13 protein-coding genes are annotated in these 18,409 nt (G+C 64.7%); 8 read left to right on the forward strand and 5 right to left on the reverse strand.

The genetic code is table 11. The features are described from left to right. Window positions 1-165: 165 nt before the first annotated feature. The 6 genes from AABB87_RS19105 (at window position 166) to AABB87_RS19130 (ending at window position 8,796) form a co-directional block, all read left to right on the forward strand. Window positions 166-1,671, forward strand: a complete 1,506-nt coding sequence (locus AABB87_RS19105; protein ID WP_341972866.1) for an ankyrin repeat domain-containing protein — start codon at window positions 166-168, stop codon at window positions 1,669-1,671. Between the two features lie 234 nt (window positions 1,672-1,905). Next, window positions 1,906-2,667: a peptidoglycan-binding domain-containing protein gene (locus AABB87_RS19110; RefSeq protein WP_341972867.1), complete on the forward strand. Its 762-nt coding sequence runs from the start codon at window positions 1,906-1,908 to the stop codon at window positions 2,665-2,667. Window positions 2,668-2,810: 143 nt separating this feature from the next. Beyond that, window positions 2,811-3,863 carry an AraC family transcriptional regulator gene (locus AABB87_RS19115; RefSeq protein ID WP_341972869.1) on the forward strand — a complete coding sequence of 351 codons (1,053 nt, stop codon included), beginning with the start codon at window positions 2,811-2,813 and terminating at the stop codon, window positions 3,861-3,863. A gap of 177 nt (window positions 3,864-4,040) precedes the next feature. Continuing rightward, entirely contained in the window at window positions 4,041-5,639 is a 1,599-nt protein-coding gene (locus AABB87_RS19120; protein WP_341972870.1) for an FAD-binding oxidoreductase, read from the forward strand. Next, window positions 5,623-7,179, forward strand: coding sequence for a glycerol-3-phosphate dehydrogenase/oxidase (locus AABB87_RS19125; RefSeq protein WP_341972872.1), 1,557 nt, complete (start codon window positions 5,623-5,625; stop codon window positions 7,177-7,179). Before AABB87_RS19120 ends, AABB87_RS19125 begins: the two co-directional genes overlap by 17 nt. Window positions 7,180-7,233: 54 nt before the next feature. Further along, window positions 7,234-8,796, forward strand: coding sequence for an FGGY-family carbohydrate kinase (locus AABB87_RS19130; protein ID WP_341972873.1), 1,563 nt, complete (start codon window positions 7,234-7,236; stop codon window positions 8,794-8,796). Between the two features lie 25 nt (window positions 8,797-8,821). Here the strand turns inward: AABB87_RS19130 and AABB87_RS19135 are convergent, their stop codons facing one another. The 5 genes from AABB87_RS19135 to AABB87_RS19155 form a co-directional block, all read right to left on the reverse strand. Continuing rightward, on the reverse strand, window positions 8,822-9,787 hold the full coding sequence (locus AABB87_RS19135; RefSeq protein ID WP_341972874.1) for a class I SAM-dependent methyltransferase: 966 nt from the start codon (window positions 9,785-9,787) through the stop codon (window positions 8,822-8,824). 161 nt (window positions 9,788-9,948) lie between these two features. After that, window positions 9,949-11,955, reverse strand: coding sequence for a PhoX family protein (locus AABB87_RS19140; protein ID WP_341972894.1), 2,007 nt, complete (start codon window positions 11,953-11,955; stop codon window positions 9,949-9,951). A 211-nt stretch (window positions 11,956-12,166) separates the two neighbouring features. Further along, a complete protein-coding gene (locus AABB87_RS19145) occupies window positions 12,167-13,000 on the reverse strand; it encodes a BPSS1780 family membrane protein (RefSeq protein ID WP_341972875.1) in 834 nt (277 codons plus the stop codon). Between the two features lie 79 nt (window positions 13,001-13,079). After that, complete coding sequence (locus tag AABB87_RS19150; protein WP_341972876.1) at window positions 13,080-14,054, reverse strand: homoserine kinase; 975 nt, start codon at window positions 14,052-14,054, stop codon at window positions 13,080-13,082. A 143-nt stretch (window positions 14,055-14,197) separates the two neighbouring features. Next, window positions 14,198-14,599 (reverse strand): hypothetical protein, encoded by a 402-nt coding sequence (locus AABB87_RS19155; protein WP_341972877.1) that lies wholly within the window; start codon window positions 14,597-14,599, stop codon window positions 14,198-14,200. Window positions 14,600-14,686: 87 nt separating this feature from the next. Between AABB87_RS19155 and polA the strand changes: the two genes are divergently transcribed. Both polA and AABB87_RS19165 read left to right on the forward strand, forming a co-directional pair. Beyond that, window positions 14,687-17,512 (forward strand): DNA polymerase I, encoded by a 2,826-nt coding sequence (gene polA / locus AABB87_RS19160; protein ID WP_445944888.1) that lies wholly within the window; start codon window positions 14,687-14,689, stop codon window positions 17,510-17,512. 136 nt (window positions 17,513-17,648) lie between these two features. Next, window positions 17,649-18,293 carry a PEP-CTERM sorting domain-containing protein gene (locus AABB87_RS19165; protein WP_341972879.1) on the forward strand — a complete coding sequence of 215 codons (645 nt, stop codon included), beginning with the start codon at window positions 17,649-17,651 and terminating at the stop codon, window positions 18,291-18,293. Window positions 18,294-18,409: the final 116 nt, after the last annotated feature.

An 18,409-nucleotide genomic window follows, 5' to 3' on the forward strand; every position in this document is an offset into this window, starting at 1 on the left:
GACAGGCCCTTGCCGCATTGCCATCATGCGCGTCGGCGCCAACACGGGGCGCCTGCGGATCCGCGGCTAAGGGCTGAGCCCACCCGTCTTGCCCTTGTCGATGTCTGCCCACCTTTGTGCGGCCTGAATGAAACGCGGATCACAGGCGCCACGCATGGAGGATTTATGAGCCAATCTTTGCCCGCACGCCCGGATCTGGGCCAACTGCGCCGTCAAGCCCGCGAGCTTTTGCGCGCTTGGCAAGCCGGCGATCTCTTGGCGCTGCAGCGCGCCGCCCCTTATCACCTGCCGGCGCCGCCGCGCCTCAGTCAAGCCCATTTGGTGCTGGCGCGCGAACACGGCTTTGCCAGTTGGCCTCAACTCATCAAAGCTGTGGCGCAGCGCCCGCAGTTGGATGAAGCTGCCTGGCTGGCGCAGTTGTTGAACTTGGCCATCGGGGAAGGGTTTACTCGGCCACAGCCCGAGCGTGCGCAGGCCTGGTTGAGTCAAGACCACAGACCTGGTTTGCAGACCGCCTTGCAGACCGCCTTGTTGACCGGCGACCTTGCCGCGCTGCGCCAACTCCTCAATCCGGCTCAGCTGATGCAGCCCGTGGCGCCACTGCAGGCGCCGCCCATTGTGTGGGTGTGCTTCTCCTCGCTGGCGCGGTTGCCGGCTTACCGCCCCGGCTTGTTGGCTTGCCTGGATTGGCTGTTGGCGCAAGGGGCAGACGCGAATGCCGGCTTGCTGGATCCGGAGTCCGGCGAGCAGCCACTGCCTATCCTCTACGGTGCCGTGGACCGGGCCGCCAGCTTCGAGATGGTGCAGCGCCTGTTGGCGGCCGGTGCTGAGCCCAATGATGACGAATCGCTGTATCACGCCATCGAGCAAAGTGACCGCCGCATTCTGGTCGCCCTGGCGCAAGCGGGGGCACGCTGGACTGGCACCAATGCCTTGCTGCGTCAGCTGGACTTTGAAGACCCGGCCGGCTTGGCCCAAGCGCTGGCGTTGGGCGCCGACCCGAACGAGGCCGGCCCGGGCGGCAGCACGCCGCTGCATCACGCCATCACCCGCGGTCGTTCGAGCGACTGCCTGCGGCTCTTGCTGGAGGCCGGCGCTGAGGTGAATGCGCGCGACGGCGCGGGGCGCACGGTGGCGGAACATGCTTTGCGCCTGGGCGAGCGCCACTTGCTCCCGCTCTTGCAGGCTCATGGTGCGCTACTGAGTGATGAGTTCGCGCACGTAGGTGCTGTGCCGCAGAACCGCGCTGCCTTCTTGGCCGCCTGTGCCGCTGCTGACGAAGCCGGCGCCAGAGCCTATTTGGCCCAGCATCCGCAGGCCATCGAGGAACTGGATGAGGCCGATCTGCGCCTGCTGCCAGATCAGGCGCAGCGCGGCGCCCATGCTGCCGTCGCACTGATGCTGTCACTGGGCTGGCCGGTGGCTTGCCGGGGCGATTGGGGCGCGAGTGCGCTCAACCAGGCGGCCTTTCGTGGCGACGTCGGCCTCGTGCGCCTGCTGATCCAGCATGGCGCGCATTGGGATGAGCGCAATGGCTTCGGCGGCAACGCGCTGGACAGTTGCCTGCATGCGGCCGAAAACATGCCCGCGCCGGACGGCGACTATGCCGGTGTCGTGGAGGCCTTGGTGGCGCAGGGCGCGCCCAGGCCTGATTCGCCTGCGCTGCCCTGATCACGGCGCTGCGGCCGGTCAAGCGCCTGCGCGCTGACCCGGCCCGGCTTGGCGGGCTGTCCGGAAGGTAGAGGACAGGCCGCCCAGCCTTTGCGCCCCTCGGGCTTGACCGCAGCGCGCCACCCGCCTACCGTCAGCCCTGCCTTGGGTGGGTGCCGCGCTTCGTTGCCGCCCGCTCGCAAGGCGCAACCGAATGCTGCCCAGGGCAAGCGAGTGCAGCAAAAAGGAGCAGTCATGGCTTATGGCGATCGGGTCTTGCAACAGGGCGTTCGGGGCGACGATGTTGCTGAGCTGCAATTGCGGCTGGCGGGCTTTCGCGGCACGCTGTTGGACGGTGACTTCGGGCCCGGCACGGCCTTGCAAGTGAAGGCCTTTCAGCGCGATGTGATGCGGCTGAGCCAGCCCAGCGGCGTGGTGGACCGCGCGACCTTTCAGGCCATCGACGCCTTCGCCGATCGCTTCCCCATCGACTTCCGCCAACTGCGCTGCCCTTGCGGCGTGTGTGATGGTTTCGGCCAGGGCCGCTTCAAAGGCCTGTACATGCCCGGTGGCAAGGGCCTGGAGCAGTTCCATCGCTACGAATACCCAGGCGTGCATCGCCTCATTCTGTGGGCGGCGCGGGCCTTGTTTGCCTATCGCGAGGATGTGCAGTTCCTCTTCTCCTCGGGCTACCGCTGCGCGGTGGAGAACGAGCGCAAGGGCCGCACCACCACCAATCACCATGGCAAGGCGGTGGACATCGACACGGTGCTGCCGCCCGGCATGGGCAAGCGCGAGGACATGGAGCGCTGCAATGCGATCCGCGGCCTGCTGGTTGAAAAGGCGAATGCGCAAATTGGCTGGCTGGCGCGTAATCGCAAGTCGCTGGAGCCGGCCGATATCGCGCCGACTTGGGTGCATTACGACGTGCGTGAATACGAGCCCGCCTATCTGCGCGATGAGTTCTTCTGCCGCGACCTGGCCGGGCTGAACCGCCGCCTTCCCATCGGGGTTTGATCAGCGTTTGAGCAGGCTGGCCGGGAGGCCCGCCCGCTGACCTGGGCGCGGGTGCTTAAACTGCGGGCCTTGCCCAATCACCCGCAGCGCTTTTTTAAGCGCTGCCTCGTCGCGTCGAGTCGTACAGCCCTTCTTTGCCCTTGATGATCAGCCCGCCCGTCCCGCAAGGGATTGTTCCCGTCACCTACGTCCATCTGCTCTACGAGTATTTGGCCCGCATGGGCCTGGATGCCGAGAGTCTGCTCGGCGCGCCCAAGCCGGCGGTGGATCGGGGTGGCCCGGGACGTTATGACGTGCAGGCTTGGGGCGCCTTGCTGGCCAAGGCGGCGCAGCGCTTGAACGACCCGCTACTGGGCCTGCACCTGGGCAGCACCATCACGCCGCGGCACCTGGGTATGTTGGGTTATGTTTTGCTGGCTTGCGGTGATCTGGGTGCGGCCCTGGCGCGCTTTGAGCAGTACCAGCGTCTGCTCTACGACGTCAATCCGCTGCGCCTGATCGCCAGCCCCGAAGCGGTGGTGTTCGAGTGGGGCGTGGAGCAGGGCCGCCCCGGCCCACTGGTGGATGAATGCGCGGTGACGGCCTTGGTGCAGTTTTCGCGCGACTTGGTGCAGGGCGGTTTAGGCCTGCGTTATGTCAGCTTCGTCAACCCGGCGCCGGCGGATCTGCAACCCTATCTGGATTACTTTGACTGCCCGGTGCTGTTTGATCAGCCCAGCACCCGCATCGCCATGCCCATCGCGGTTTTGCAGCACCCTTTGCGCTCGCCCGATCCGGCGCTGCTGGAGATGCTGAGCCAGCAGGCCGATGCTTTGCTGGCCGAACTCGGGCCGCGTGATGATTTGCAAAGGCAGCTGGACCTGTGCCTGACCCAGATGCTGCTGAGCGGCGAGCCCAGCTTGGCACAGGCGGCGCTGGCCCTGCATATCTCGCCGCGCACCTTGCACCGCCGCCTGGCCGCCCAAGGCCTGCAGTTCCGCGGCGTGCTGGAGGCCCTGCGCCTGCGCCTGGCGCGCCAGTATCTGCAGGACCAGCGCCTGCAGTTGGCCGAGATTGCCGGCCTGCTGGGCTATTCCGAGCAAAGCGCTTTCACGCGAGCCTTCCGGCGCTGGACCCAAGGCTCGCCGCTGGCATTTCGGCGGGCGGCCCAGCAGGCTGCGGCCGTTGGTGGGCGTGTGAACCACCTGTCGCCATGAGCCCTGCGGGTTTGCCCGCAGCTCTTGGGTTCTGAGCCCCTGCGGGCTTGTGCATTGGCGAGATATGTCAAAAACCTGACCGCCAATGTCTATCGCCAGGGCGACCCGCGCACCACAATCCGCCAGCATGAACTTCGGCGCCGACAAAGGCGCGGCCAAACTCAAGGGGCAAGACCGATGCGGCGATGGAATGGTTGGGGCGATGAGAACAATAGCTTTCCCTTGCGGGAAGCGGGCCTGAAACATATCCAGGCCAAGATCGGCCCCGGCCGGGTATTGCCCGACGCCACGCTGCAGCAGGTGCTGGCCAGCGTGCCGCCCAGCCGCATGCCGGCGCATCCCTTGGTGTCTACCGACCCAGAAGTGCGCCTGCGCCATGCCCGCGGTCAAAGCCTGCCGGACTGGTATGCCATGCGCTCGGGCGAGTTCGGCATTTTTCCGGACGGCGTGGCGCAGCCTGAAAATTCCGACCAGGTGCAGAGCTTGCTGCAATGGGCGCAAGCGCAGCAGGTGCAGGTGATTCCCTATGGCGGCGGCACCTCGGTGGCTGGCCACATCACGCCGCAGGCCAGCGAACAGCCTGTGTTGACGCTGTCTCTGGCGCGGATGAATCTCTTGATCGACCTCGACCCGGTGAGCCAAGTCGCCCGCTTCGGCGCCGGCACGCCGGGCCCGGAGCTGGAGCGTCAGCTGGCCGCGCGCGGCTATATGTTGGGGCATTTCCCGCAGTCTTTTGAGCTCTCGACCGTGGGCGGCTGGGTCGCCAGCCGCTCTTCCGGCCAGCAGTCGATTCGCTATGGCCGCATCGAGCAATTGTTTGCCGGCGGCCGCATCGAAACCATGCGCGGCAGCATGCAAATTCCGGCCATTCCGGCCTCGTCCGCCGGGCCTGACTTGCGTGAGATTTTCATGGGCACGGAAGGGCGCATGGGCATCATCACCGAGGTCGATGTGCGGGTGCAGCGCCTGCCGGAGCATGAGTCTTTCCACGTCGCCTTCTTGCCCGACTGGGAGTCGGCGCTGGGCTTTGTGCGTGGGCTGGTGCAGGCCAAGGTGGCGGTGTCGATGCTGCGCTTGTCGAATGCCGAAGAAACGCGCTCTCATCTGCGCCTGGGCGCCGAGGCCTGGCAGGCCGCTTTGCTGGACCGTTATGCCGCTCTGCGCGGCAGCCGCGACGGCAAGTGCATGGTCACCTTTGGCACCACCGGCAGCGCGCGTCAGGCGCGCTTCATCCTCGGCGAGGTCAAGCGCCATGTGCGGCCGGCGGGCGGCTTTTACGCCGGCACCTTCATGGGCAAGAAGTGGGAGCATTCCCGCTTTCGCTCGCCCTATCTGCGCCACGGCTTTTGGGAGCATGGCTATTCGGTCGACACGCTGGAGACCTGCGTCAACTGGTCCAAGGTGACAGAGGCGATGCAGCGCATCGAAGCGGCCATTGCCAGCCATTGCGGCGAAGGCGAGCAAGCCCATGTGCTGAGCCATCTCTCGCATATGTACAGCCAGGGCTCCAGCATCTACACCACCTATTTCTTCCGCAACTCGCCCAGCTACGCCCAGACCTTGGCGCGCTGGCGCGCGATGAAGGAGGCGGCGTCCAACACCATCAGCGCCCTGGGCGGCACCATCAGCCACCAGCACGGCGTGGGCCGCGACCATGCGCCCTGGCTGCCGGCCGAGAAGGGTGAGCTGGGCATGGCGGCGATCGGCCAGGTCATCAACTATTTCGATGGCGAGCAGTTGTTGAACAAGGGGTGCTTGGGTGACTTCAAACCATAAGGCCACCTCGGCCAGCTCCGCGCAGACGGCTTCTGGCTCGGGCCTGCTGAATCAGCGCCAGGACTTGTCCGCGCTGGACCCTGCCGTGCCTTGGGACGCGGTGGTGGTCGGCGGCGGCATCACCGGCGCGGGCATCTTGCTGGAAGCCGCCCGGCGCGGCCTGCGGGTGCTGCTGCTGGAGCAAAAGGACTTCGCTTGGGGAACCTCCAGCCGTTCCTCAAAAATGGTGCATGGCGGGCTGCGTTATATCGCGCAGGGTGATGTTCGCCTGACCCGGCATTCGCTGCAGGAGCGCGAGCGCTTGCTGACCGAACTGCCCGAGATGGTGCTGCGCTTGCCCTATCTCTTCCCGATCCGCAAAGGCAAATTCCCCGGGCGCTGGCCGATGAGCTTCATCCTCAGCGTCTACGACTTGTTGGCCGGCATCAGCGACAAGCGCTGGGTGCCGAGGCAGGATTTGCTCAAGGCCTATCCGCTGCTGCAAAGCGCGGATCTGCTGGGCGCCATGCGCTACACCGATGCCCTGACGGATGACGCCCGTCTGGTGCTGCGCGTGCTGCAGGAGGCTTGCCTGGAAGGCGCTCAGGCGCGCAGCTACACCGAGGTGCTGGCCATCACCCCCACGGCCGAAGGCGCCGTACTGAGCCTGCAAGATGCCCTCAGCGGCGCCAAGCTGGAGATCCGCGCCAAGCAAGTTTTCAATGCCACCGGCATGTGGGCGGATCGCCTCTCCGGCACCGGGCCCCGGGTGCGCCAGCAGCGCGGCACGCATCTCTTCGTCGCGGCCGAACGCGCGCCTGTGCAGGACTGCCTGACCCTGATGCATCCGGAGGATGGCCGGCCGGTCTTCGTTTTCCCCTGGCGTGGCCAGACCTGCATCGGCACCACCGATCTCGATCATCGCCAAGACATTCAGGACGAGCCGCATTGCAGCAGCGCCGAGATCGACTATCTGCTGAATGCCGTTAACGGTGCGCTGCCGGGCTTGGGGCTGGCGCGGGCCGACATCATGTCCACCATGGCGGGGGTGCGGCCCATCATTGCCTCGGGCAAGGGGCTCAAGCCCTCGAAGGAGCGGCGCGACCATTTGGTGTGGCAATCGCCGGGCGTGATCTCGGTCTCCGGCGGCAAGCTGACCACCTTCCGGCAGATCGCGCTGGATGCCCTCAAGGCGGCAGGCTTGATCGATGCAGCCAGCCATCAACGCGCCCATCGCGACCGTGCACAACGCTGCTTCAACCATGTGGTTGCGGAGCCGCCAGACATGAGCCATCCCCTGGCGCCGCTGGCGCAGGGCGAGGCGCTGCTGGCCCAAGCCCGTTGGGCCTTGCAGCACGAGATGGTGACCCATCTCGACGACCTGATGCTGCGCCGCCTGCGCCTGGGCAATTTGCTGCCCGATGCGGGTGAGGGCTTGCTACCCCAGCTCAAAGCCCTGTGCCAGGCCCAGCTGGGCTGGGACGATGCGGCCTGGGCGGGCGAGTGCGCGCGCTATCTGCAAATCATCGCGCGCAGCTATCGCGCTGAGGCGGCGGCCTAGGCTGCTATCAAAGCTGCTGCCCTCATTTCCTTTTCTCTTCACCACAAGCTCGCCATGGCCACACCTGATTTGCTGCTCGCGATTGACCAAGGCACGCAAAGCGTGCGCGCGATTGTGTTTGACCTGCGCGGCAATTTGATCGCCAAGTCGCAGCAGCACATCACGCCCTATTTTTCTGAGCAGCCTAACTGGGCCGAACAGCATGGCGACTATTTCTGGCAAAACCTCGGCCAGGCCTGCCAGAACTTGTGGGCCGAACATCCGCAGCTGCGCGAGCGCATTGCCGCCGTGGCGCTGACCTGCCAGCGCGCTTCGATGATCTGCCTGGACGCCGAGATGCGCCCGCTGCGCCCGGCCACCATCTGGCTGGATTCGCGCCGCACCGACAACTATCCCAAGCTGCCCTGGTGGCTGCGCGCGGGCATCAGGGTCAGCGGGCTGGAACACATGATGTACCAGCTGCAATCCAAGGCCGAGTGCAACTGGCTGGCGGCGGACTTCCCCGAGGTCTGGGCCAAGACCCGCCACTTTGTGCAGATCTCCGCCTATTTGAGCTACCTGCTGACAGGGCAGCTGCGCGATGCGGTGTCTTCGCAAGTGGGCTATGTGCCTTTCGACCACAAGCGCCAGGACTGGGCGGCCGCATCTGACATCAAATGGCGCGCCCTGCGCAGCCGCCGCGAGCAAATGCCTGAGCTGGTGCAGGCGGCGGAGCCCTTGGGGCTGATCAGCGCCGAGGCCGCGCGACACACCGGCATCCCGCAAGGGCTAACCCTCTTTGCCGCCGGAGCCGACAAGGCCTGCGAGGTGCTGGCCTGTGGCGCGATTGACCCCGAGGTGGGCTGCATCAGCTACGGCACCACCGCCACGATCAACACCAGCAATAGCCGCTATGTCGAGCCCATGCCCTTTGTGCCGGCCTATCCGGCCGCCATGCCCAAGCGCTACAACTCCGAAATCATCGTGCAGCGCGGCTACTGGATGGTGAACTGGTTCAAGCGCGAATTCGCCGCGCAAGAAGTGCTGCAGGCGCAAGAGCAAGGCATTGCACCGGAGCTGCTGTTTGACGGTCTGCTGGAGCAGTCACCGGCCGGCGCCATGGGCCTGGTGCTGCAACCGTTTTGGAACCCCGGTGTGCGCTTCCCCGGCCCCGAGGCCAAGGGCGCGGTGATCGGCTTTGGCGATGTGCATACCCGCGCTCACCTCTACCGCGCCATCATCGAAGGCCTGGGCTACGCCCTGCGCCAGGGCAAGGAGCAATTGGAGCGGCGGAACGGCCAACCCATCCGCCGCCTGCGGGTGGCCGGCGGGGGCTCGCAAAGCGACCGGGTGATGCAGATCACCGCCAATATCTTCGGCCTGCCGGCCGAGCGCATCCACACTTACGAAGCCTCGGGCCTGGGCGCGGCCATCAATGCGGCGGTGGGCGCGGGCTTTTTCAAGAACCATGGCGAGGCAGTGGCGGCGATGTCGCGCCCCGGCCAGGTGTTTGAACCCGAGGCCGACAAGGTGCAGCTTTACGACCGGCTCTACCGCGAGGTCTACCGCCGCATGTATGCGCGCTTGTCGCCGCTGTACCGTTCCATCCGCCACATCACGCACTACCCCAAGCATTGAGCGCATTGGGGCTGCGGCCAGACGTTCAGGCCAATGCCGGCGCGCGGTAAAGCAGCACCTTCAAGGCGCGGTCTTCGTCCACATCGGCGAAGGCGGGCGGATTGGCCAGGCGCTCGACCAAGACCAAGTCGGGCGCCAGCTCGCTCATCTGTTCGGTCAAAAAGCTCAGGCCCAGCTTGGGCGTGTTCAGGCACAGCAGGGCGTGGCCGCCGGGCATGAGCAAATCGGGCAGGCGGCGCATCAGGCGGGCGTAATCTTTGCTGGCCACAAAGCTGCCTTTTTGGAAGCTCGGCGGGTCGACGATGATCAGGTCGTAAGGGCCGCCGCGGCTGATCTTGCCCCAGGTGGTGAAGATGTCGTGCGGCAAAAAGCTGGCCTTGCCCATGGCCTCGGCGCCGACATCGTTGAGCGCGTGGTTCTGTTTGCCGATGGACAGGGCGCCGGCGCTCATGTCCAGGTTCAGTACCTTGCTCGCACCACCCTGCAGGGCCACAACCGAAAACGCACAGGTGTAGGCAAACAGGTTCAGCACCTTGGCGCCCCCGCGCGGATTGGCGGCGTGGAACTGGGTGCAGAACTCGCGCACCCAGCGCCGGCCCTCAGCCATGTCCAGAAACAGGCCGTGGTTTTGGCCCCGGCTCACATGCACCTGATAGCGGGTGCCGGCTTCGCTGACGATATGAGGCGAGGGCACGCTGCCGGCCAGCAAGCGGGTCTCGGTGTTGTCGCCTTCCTGGCGGCATTGATAGATCAGATTCAGTTTCGGCTGATCAGGGCTCAAGGCTTGCTGGCGCTGGGCCAGGCCGCTTTGCAGCGTGCCAAGCTCGGCTTCGCTCACGGGCTGGAAGCTGGTCAGCACCCAGACGGGGGCGAAGTAGTCCAGCGTCCAGTGCTCACAGCCCGGGTACAGGCCGCCGCGGCCATGAAAGATGCGGCAGGCGTCGCTGGGAATGGCGGGCAGGGCGGTGATGGCGTCGAGCAGGGCTTGCATAGGGCGATGGCAGGGAGGGGGTGCCAGTGTATGCAGCTTGGCGCAAGGTGCTTGCCGTGAAACGACAAATGGCAAGACCCTCACGGGCCTTGCCATTCGCGCAAGAGCAAACAGACGCGGCGCTAACTCGACATCAGCGCCTGGCCTTGCTGAGTCCTTGCTTAGACCTTGCTCAGCTTCACGCTCGTAGCCTCGGCGGTCAAATAGCCCACCGCGGACGCAAAACGGTCGTTGTAGTTGGCGCGCACCAGCGGATCCAGTGTGGCTTGCACCTTGGCGTGCAGGCCGCTGCTCCAGTCGCCCACGTGCTGGAAGTTGCTGGTGATGTAAGTCCAGCCATTCAGGTCATCCACCACACCCAGGCCGGTGGCTTCTGCGCCGGCTGGCATGGACATCAGGCGGCTCAGCTGCTTGGTGTCGACGTTATAGGCCCAGACGAAGTTATTGACGTGGTAGGCACTGTCTTCGCCGATGAAGAGGGTGCGCAGCTTTTCAGAGAACTTCAGGTTGTCCGGCGCGCCGATCTTGTCGGGGTTGGCCAAATTGCCCAGCGCATCGGCGGCGATGTCCTCGCCCACCAGCAAGGCCTTGGTTTGCGTGGGCATCCATTCGCTGTTGATGGCGCCGCCGGCTGTGTCCTTCTGGCCACCGGCCAAGGTGTGTGCCAAGACGGCGCCGGCGTTGACGGCCTTTTCCAGCGTCACGCCATGGGCTTCGTTCCAGCCCGCACCATTGCGCACCATGGACTTCTGCATGTTCTGCAGGGCCGAATAAGCGATCTTGTCCTTGGCGTTGACGGTGGTGCCTTCCATCTTGGTGAAGGCCATGCTCGCGCCCAAATAGCTAGCGTAGCGGCGGGTTTCCAGGAAGGCGGCGGCCTTTTCCATGCCGGCTTTGATCTTGATCCACTGGTTGCCACCGTCGATCCAGATCTTGGTGAAGGTGACATCCTTGGGGTCGCTGAAGGCCACGTCCATGATGTCGTTGGGCTTCAAGGTGTCGGCCAGTTTTTCGATCTCGGCGCTGGTGGCGGAGCCGAGCTTGATCCAGCTCAGCGCTGCGCCGGCGGCGGCCGTGTCCAGCGAGAAGCCCGCGCCAAGCTTGGCCACATACAGGCTGCCTGAAGACAGGTCTTTTTCCTTGTCGGCCACGAAGACGAACAAGCCGCTGTTGGTCGCATCGTCGCCCATCAGTGCGGTGCGGTTGTCGGGCATGACCTGGATCAGCTCGTGCGACAGGCGGCCCAGGCAGTAGTGCTTCTTGATGCTGCCGGTGCCGTCGGGATTGATCGTCACTTCGGGCAGATGGCCATAGTGATAGGGGTTGGCCTTGGTCTCATCGCCGAACAGGTTTTTGCTATAGGCCTTGAATTGGGCTTGGGCCTCGGCTTGGCTCTTGTTCGGGGTCTTGACCAGCAGACTGAAGGCATCGGGCTCGTACTCTTCGCTGGACAGATGGGTGCTCCAAGGCGAGAGGCTGGAGCCGCAAGTGATCCACAGACCATGGGCCGAGGAGGTGTCCACATTGTGATACTTGACCAGGCTCAGCTTGCCGGTGCTCTGGTCTTGATCCAGCGTCAAGACGGCGATCGGCGACGGCAGCTTGCCGTACATATCGGTCTTGTCGTCTTGCGCGCGGGTGGTGTATTCGAACTGCACCACGGCGAACACGGCCTTGCCCTTGATGCCGGTGACGGTGGGGTTGGCCAAGCTCAGCAGCGAGGTGCCGTCCGGCGAGTCGGAGAAGAACTGGCGCTCCTTGCCAGCCACCGACTTGTCCATGATGGGCTGGTTTTTGATGTCCACATAAGCGCCGGCCAGCACGGTGCCGCCCTTGCCGTCGGGCACTTGGCTACCGGTCATGAAGAAGGGGGCGTAGGCCAGCTTGAAGCTTTGCTTGCTGCCGTCGCTCAGGCTCACGTCCAAGCTGGAGGCCACATAGGTGGTGGCCATGGCGGCCGGGTTGCTCAAGTTGGGGGCAGCCATGGAGCTGAAGCTGGCCGAGACCATTTGCGCAGCCTCGAAGTCATCGCCGCCGCCGCAGCCGCTCAGCAGTGCGCTGGCGCTCACGCCGGCGACGCCGGTCAAAGGCAGCATCATCGGTGCGCCCAGGAACTTCAAAGCCTGGCGGCGGGTCGCGACGAGCGTGGTGGGTTTGGACACTTGCATTCCTTCCATACATTGTTTGTTCAAACCGGCGGGCGGTTTGCGGTGAGGCGCTGAGCGGGGGTGTCCACGTAACTTGGTGGAAACCCGAGCAGGCACGGCCGTGAATGTAGGGAAAGCTAGTGTCTATTTGATGACAAAACGGCGACGAAGTTGTCGCAAACATGGCCCATCCGGATCAGTTTCGGATCAGTTCCGGCGGGCGCTGAAGGCCTTAAGTCTTGTCGCTCAGCAAGTCACCCGGAGCGCCAAACATATAGCAGTCAATAAAGGTGAAGTAGAGGCTGGCGTAGAACACCGTGGACAGCAGCAGGCCGCAAGCCATGGCGATGATGGGTGCGAGCTGCCCCAGGCCCAGCAGGCTGGCCAGCACACTGCCGATCAGCCCCAGGGCCATGATCAGGGCGCCCCACAGCAGGGCGTTGTAGGCAAAGGCACCACGGTTGCGCCACACCCCCAGGGTGCTGGAGAACATGGACTGCATCAGGCCTTGACCACCCCAATGCACCAAGGCCGGCGCATGCCAGAAGGGGATAGACACCACGGCCGCCAGCACCACGCGGGTGATGGCGCCCCACAGCAGGGCCGGGTTGGCGGCCGCCTCGGACAGCTTTTCGGCGGAGGCGCCGTCGGCCATCAGTTGCTGCAGCTCATCCATGCTGCCGCCGTCCACCCAGCTCGAGATGAAGCTGATGGCGATGGTGAGCAAGGCATAGCAAGCACCCAGCAGCAGCTGCGTATTGCGGCGCTCCTTGGTGAGCCGGAAGGGCATCAGATAGACCCCGGCGGTGGGCGTTTTGTTTTGCAGCACCAGATGGGTGGCCAGCATGAAGCCCAGGCTGAGTTGTGGCAGCGCCATCAGCAAGAGCATCACGCCTGCGCCCGGCAACATCAGTATCACCATGGCCGCGAACAAAAACACCGAGAACAGCCCGGCCAGGGCCATGGGCTTGCGCTGAAAGACCTTGAAGCCATGCCGTATCCACAACATGCCATTGCGGCTGGGTACGGTTTGCAGGTGCAAGATCATCGGAGGGGGAGTGCTCAAGGTCAAAAGGCTCAAGGGTAGGGAGTTTCAGGCGGCCGGACAAGCACGCTCGGCTTTGCGCGTGCGAGCCACGGTCGAACTAGGCGCTGGCCAGCGCATGCCAGGGACGCGCAATGCGCTCACGCAGCACGCGTTCGAAATGGCCGGGGTCGTGGGGGGTGAGCAGGCTGGCGTCGCGCGGCAGGTAAACGTCCCACAGGCGCGAGACCCAGAAGCGCAGCGCCGCAGCACGCAAGAGCGCGGGCAGCAGGCGGTGTTCGGTGCCACTCAGGGGCCGCACGGTCTCATACGCATCCACAAAGGCTTGCGCGCGGGTCTCATCGAGGCGGCCGCTGTCGCGGTCAATGCACCAATCGTTTAAGCACACGGCCAGGTCGAACAGCCAGGTGTCGACGCCGGCGAAGTAAAAGTCGAAGAAGCCGCTGAGCCGTTCACGGCCGGGCAGGCCATCGAACATGACGTTGTCGCGGAACAGATCGGCGTGGATGGGGCCGCAGGGCAGCTCGGCATAGCTGGCGGAGGCCGCCAGGCTTTGCTGGTAGGCCAGCTCTTGCTGGATCAAGCTGCTGCGCTCCGGGTCCAAGAAGGGCAGCAGTACGGGAACCGTTTCATTCCACCAATCCAGGCCGCGCAGATTGGGCTGGTCGAGCGGGAAATCTTGCGCCGCCAGATGCATGTGGGCGAGGCCAGCGCCGACTTGGGCGCAGTGGAATAGATCGGGCGCCAACTGGTGGCCGCCGCTGAGCTTGTTCACCACCGCGGCGGGCTTGCCTTGCAACTCGAACAGGATGTGGCCTTGGGCATCGGCCTGCGGGTCTGGCACGGCGATGCCGCGCGCTGCCAGATGCTTCATCAGCTGCAAGTAAAAAGGCAGTTGCTCAAAGCTCAGGCGTTCGAACACCGTCAGCACGAACTCGCCCTTGTCGGTGTCCAGGAAATAGTTGGTGTTTTCGATGCCGGCTTTGATGCCGCGCAGCGATTGCAACTGGCCCAGATGGAGGCGGGTTGCCAGGGCTTGTGCCTGGGCTTCGGTGACTTGGGTGAATACGGCCATGGCAACAGAACGCTTTTATCGGTGCGTCAAAGAAGAGGGTGAGGCGGACGAGATCGACTTCGGCGATTAGGGCGATTTGGGCGACTAGGGCGAGCAGGGCAAACAGTGCAACTTGGGCGCCGTGCCTGGCTGGCCGCTGAGCATCAAAAGGTCAGCAAGCGCCAGACTCGCGCACCGGCTGCGCCGCGGCTGGCGGAATTGCCTTGCGAGGGGTCGCGGCTGGCGTCGCCCATGATGATCTCGTAGCTGGGCAGGGGGCTGTTTTTGGGCTGGACCGTGACCTTTTGGGTCTGGCCGCGCACACGCGTCTCTTCAACACGGTTGCTGTCGTCCTCGATCACGGTCTGTTCAACCTTGGCATCGGGGGTCTTGCGGGTGGCCGGTTCATCCTTCAGCACCGGTGCCTGGGCTGGCTTGTCAGCCGGCGCTTCGGCACGGGCCAAGCCGGCGCTGAGGCAAAGCAGCAGTGCCAGGGCTGTCAAGGCAGACTGAGCCAACAGGGTCGAAGGGGCAGCCGGGCCGGAATGAGGGATGTAGCGAACCATGGCCTCATTCTAGTTCGCGCCAGCTCAGCAACTCGCCTACGCTCACTGGCAGGGCTGGCACCCCGCGCCTGCACGACAATGCGCGGCATGAGCAAACCCATTCTTCTGCTGGTCGACGGTTCCAGCTATTTGTACCGCGCCTATCACGCCCTGCCCGATCTGCGTGGCCCGGCGGGCGTGCCCACCGGTGCGATTCACGGCATGGTGGCGATGATGAAGCGCTTGCGCGAGCAAGTGGCGGCCGAACATGCGGTGTGCGTCTTCGATGCCAAGGGCCCGACCTTCCGCGACGAGTGGTACCCCGAATACAAGGCCCAGCGCGCGCCCATGCCCGATGCGCTGCGCGAGCAGATCACTCCCATCCACGAGGTAGTCAAGCTGCTGGGTTGGCCGGTGCTGGAAGTGCCCGGCATCGAGGCGGATGACGCCATCGGCACCCTGGCCCGCGTGGCGGCCGAAAGCGGCCACGCCGTGGTGGTGTCCACCGGCGACAAGGACTTGGCGCAACTGGTGACGAGCGACACCACCCTGATCAACACCATGAACAAGGCCGCCGCCGTGCCCGGCAGCGTAGCGCCCTGGGGTGGCCCGGCCATCGATTGCGAGGTGCTGGACCCGGCCGCGGTGAGCGTCAAGTTCGGCGTGCCGCCTGAGCGCATCATTGACTACCTGACCCTGATGGGTGACACGGTGGACAACGTGCCCGGCGTTGAGAAGGTCGGCCCCAAGACCGCCGCCAAGTGGATTGCCGAGCACGGCTCGCTGGATGGCGTGATTGCCAACGCGGCCGCCGTCAAGGGCGTGGCCGGCGAGAACCTGCGCAAAGCCCTGGATTGGCTGCCGATGGGCCGCCGCCTCGTGACCGTCAAGCTGGACTGCGATTTGAACGGCTTTGTGCCTGGCTGGCCGCAGCTGGACGCTTTGGCACTCAAGCCGGTGGATGAAGCCGGTTTGCAGGATTTCTATACCCGATTCGGCTTCAAGACTTGGCTGAAGGAGTTGGCCGGCGCTGGCGCCAAGACTGCTGCGCCGGCTGCAGTCAGCGGCGATTTGTTCGGCGACGGCTCTGTTGACGCATCGGCGCCGCAATTGCCCGCCGCGGTTCAAGAGCGCAACTACAGCACCATCCTCGACTGGCCCAGCTTTGACGCCTGGCTGGCCAAGCTGCAGTCCGCCAGCCTGGCCGCGCTGGACACCGAGACCGATTCGCTCGACCCCATGCGGGCGCGCATCGTTGGCATTTCTTTCAGCGTCAAGGCGGGTGAGGCGGCCTATATTCCGCTGCGCCATGAAGGGCCGGACGCCCCGGCTCAGTTGCCGCTGGAGGAAGTGCTGGCCAAGCTCAAGCCCTGGCTGGAAGACGCCCATGCGCCCAAGCTCGGCCAGAACCTCAAGTACGACACCCATGTGCTGGCCAATCACGGCATCCAGCTGCGCGGCGTGCAGCACGACACCATGCTGGAAAGCTATGTGCTGGAAGCTCACAAAACCCACGGCCTGGGCGCCTTGGGTGAACGTCATCTGGGCCGCGCCGGCCTGAGCTACGAAGACTTGTGCGGCAAGGGCGTCAATCAGATTCCCTTTGCCCAGGTGGAAGTGGCCAAGGCGGCGGAGTATTCCAGCGAAGACTCGGACATGTGCCTGCAGGTGCATCAGCAGCTGTGGCCGCAGATCGAGGCCGAAGCCGGCTTGCTGCGGGTCTACCGCGACATCGAGATGCCCACCAGCGCTTTGCTGGCGCGCATCGAATCGACAGGCGTGCTGATCGATGCCAGCCGCCTGCAAGCGCAAAGCCATGAGCTGGGTCAGCGCTTGCTGACGCTGGAGCAAGAGGCTTACGACATTGCGGGTCAGCCTTTCAATATGGGCAGCCCCAAGCAGATCGGCGAGATTTTGTTCACCAAGCAGGGCTTGCCCATCGTCAAGAAGACCGCCACCGGCGCGCCTTCTACTGATGAAGAGGTGTTGGACAAGCTGGCGCTGGACTACCCGCTGCCGGCCAAGATTCTGGAATACCGCAGCCTGGCCAAGCTCAAGAGCACCTATACCGACAAGCTGCCGCTGATGATCAATGCGCAGACCGGCCGGGTGCACACCAATTACGCCCAGGCGGTGACGGTGACCGGGCGCTTGTCCAGCAATGAGCCCAATCTGCAGAACATCCCCATCCGCACCGCAGAAGGCCGCCGCGTGCGCGAGGCCTTTGTGGCGCTGCCCGGCCACAGCATCGTCAGCGCCGACTATTCGCAGATCGAGCTGCGCATCATGGCTCACATCAGCGAAGACCCGGGCCTGCTGCGCGCCTTTGGCGAAGGCCTGGACGTGCACCGCGCCACCGCTTCAGAAGTGTTCAACACCCCGGTGAGCGAGGTCACCACCGAGCAGCGCCGCTATGCCAAGACCATCAACTTCGGCCTGATCTACGGCATGGGCGCTTTCGGCTTGGCGCAGTCTCTGGGCATCGAGCAAAAGGCCGCGCGCGACTACATCGACCTCTACTTCAACCGCTTCGCCGGTGTGAAGCACTATATGGACAACACCAAGGCCCGCGCCGCGGAGTTGGGCTATGTGGAAACCTTGTTTGGGCGGCGCATCTATCTGCCCGAGATCAAGGGCGGCAACGGCCCACGCAAGGCCGGGGCCGAGCGCCAGTCCATCAACGCCCCCATGCAGGGCACGGCGGCGGACTTGATCAAGCTGGCCATGATCGCGGTGCAGGCCGCCCTGGATGAGCAGGGCAAGCTGACCCGCATCGTCATGCAGGTGCACGATGAACTGGTGTTCGAGGTGCCTGACGCAGAGTTGGACTGGGTCAAAACCGAGGTGCCACGCCTGATGGCCGGTGTGGCTGCGCTGCGCGTGCCCTTGCTGGCCGAGGTGGGCGTGGGCGCCAACTGGGACGAGGCCCACTGAAGTCGGGGGCCTCAGCCCATTTCAAATTGACGCGGGCTGTGCCAAATTGCGAGCGGCTGAGGCGCGGATTGCGCCGGCCTTTCGTTCATCAAGCAAGTTCAGGCAAGAAATGGGGTGGCACATGAAATGCACGCGCATGGCTGATTTCAAATGGCTGATCGCCGCCTGTGGCTTGGCCTGGGGCTTGTCGGCACCTGTGCAAGCCGCCACGCCTGCTGCAGCGTCAACGTCGCCACTACTCGGTTCGGCGGCGTTTGTGGGTAGCGGCCTGGTGCTGGATGTCAGCGGCATTGACAGCAAAGATGCGCTGGGCTCTCCCCTCAACACGGTGCTGAACGTGCAAGTGGGGGCGAATGCGCTGATCAACTCGCTCACTTGGGATTTGCAGTTGCAAGCCTTCGACCCGAGTTGGCTGTCGCACATCAAATTGAGTTTGGGCCCCAGTTCCGGCGCCGGCCTTGTGGCCTTCACGCCAGGCATCAATGATGAATACAGCGGCAGCGCGCATTACAGCGGCAGTGCCAATCTGGTCGATTACGGCCTGGCCTTCCAGGTCGGCGCCGACGGCCTGCTGCGCTTGGAGTTCTTTGAGGGCGTGGACAACGGCGTCGAGCCAACGGACGGCAAATGGTTGTCGGGCACGCTGAGCCTGGGCATCAGCCCTGTGCCTGAGCCCTCAAGCTATGGCTTGATGGCGCTGGGCCTGATTGTGCTGCTGGGCTCGCGAGGCATTGCCCGCCGGTTCGACAAGGGTAGCGGTAGCTGCAGCAAAGCTGCCTGAATTTTCAGCCTTTCGCAGCTCAAGCCCGCCCGGCGCATCGCCGCGCGGGCTTTTTTCTTGCCATTTGATGTGCGGCTTATCGTTGAGGCGCTTCGCCCCGGGGCGGCGCCCGGCTT

Source organism: Roseateles sp. PN1 (assembly GCF_038419725.1).
GTDB lineage: Bacteria > Pseudomonadota > Gammaproteobacteria > Burkholderiales > Burkholderiaceae_C > Paucibacter_A.

Bases quoted from the DNA above. Each gene is read 5' to 3' on its own strand.
- AABB87_RS19105 (WP_341972866.1), top strand. From the start codon at position 166: ATGAGCCAATCTTTGCCCGCACGCCCGGATCTGGGCCAACTGCGCCGT.
- AABB87_RS19110 (WP_341972867.1), top strand. From the start codon at position 1,906: ATGGCTTATGGCGATCGGGTCTTGCAACAGGGCGTTCGGGGCGACGAT.
- AABB87_RS19115 (WP_341972869.1), top strand. From the start codon at position 2,811: ATGATCAGCCCGCCCGTCCCGCAAGGGATTGTTCCCGTCACCTACGTC.
- AABB87_RS19120 (WP_341972870.1), top strand. From the start codon at position 4,041: ATGCGGCGATGGAATGGTTGGGGCGATGAGAACAATAGCTTTCCCTTG.
- AABB87_RS19130 (WP_341972873.1), top strand. From the start codon at position 7,234: ATGGCCACACCTGATTTGCTGCTCGCGATTGACCAAGGCACGCAAAGC.
- AABB87_RS19135 (WP_341972874.1), bottom strand. From the start codon at position 9,787: ATGCAAGCCCTGCTCGACGCCATCACCGCCCTGCCCGCCATTCCCAGC.
- AABB87_RS19140 (WP_341972894.1), bottom strand. From the start codon at position 11,955: ATGCAAGTGTCCAAACCCACCACGCTCGTCGCGACCCGCCGCCAGGCT.
- AABB87_RS19150 (WP_341972876.1), bottom strand. From the start codon at position 14,054: ATGGCCGTATTCACCCAAGTCACCGAAGCCCAGGCACAAGCCCTGGCA.
- AABB87_RS19155 (WP_341972877.1), bottom strand. From the start codon at position 14,599: ATGGTTCGCTACATCCCTCATTCCGGCCCGGCTGCCCCTTCGACCCTG.
- polA (WP_445944888.1), top strand. From the start codon at position 14,687: ATGAGCAAACCCATTCTTCTGCTGGTCGACGGTTCCAGCTATTTGTAC.
- AABB87_RS19165 (WP_341972879.1), top strand. From the start codon at position 17,649: ATGGCTGATTTCAAATGGCTGATCGCCGCCTGTGGCTTGGCCTGGGGC.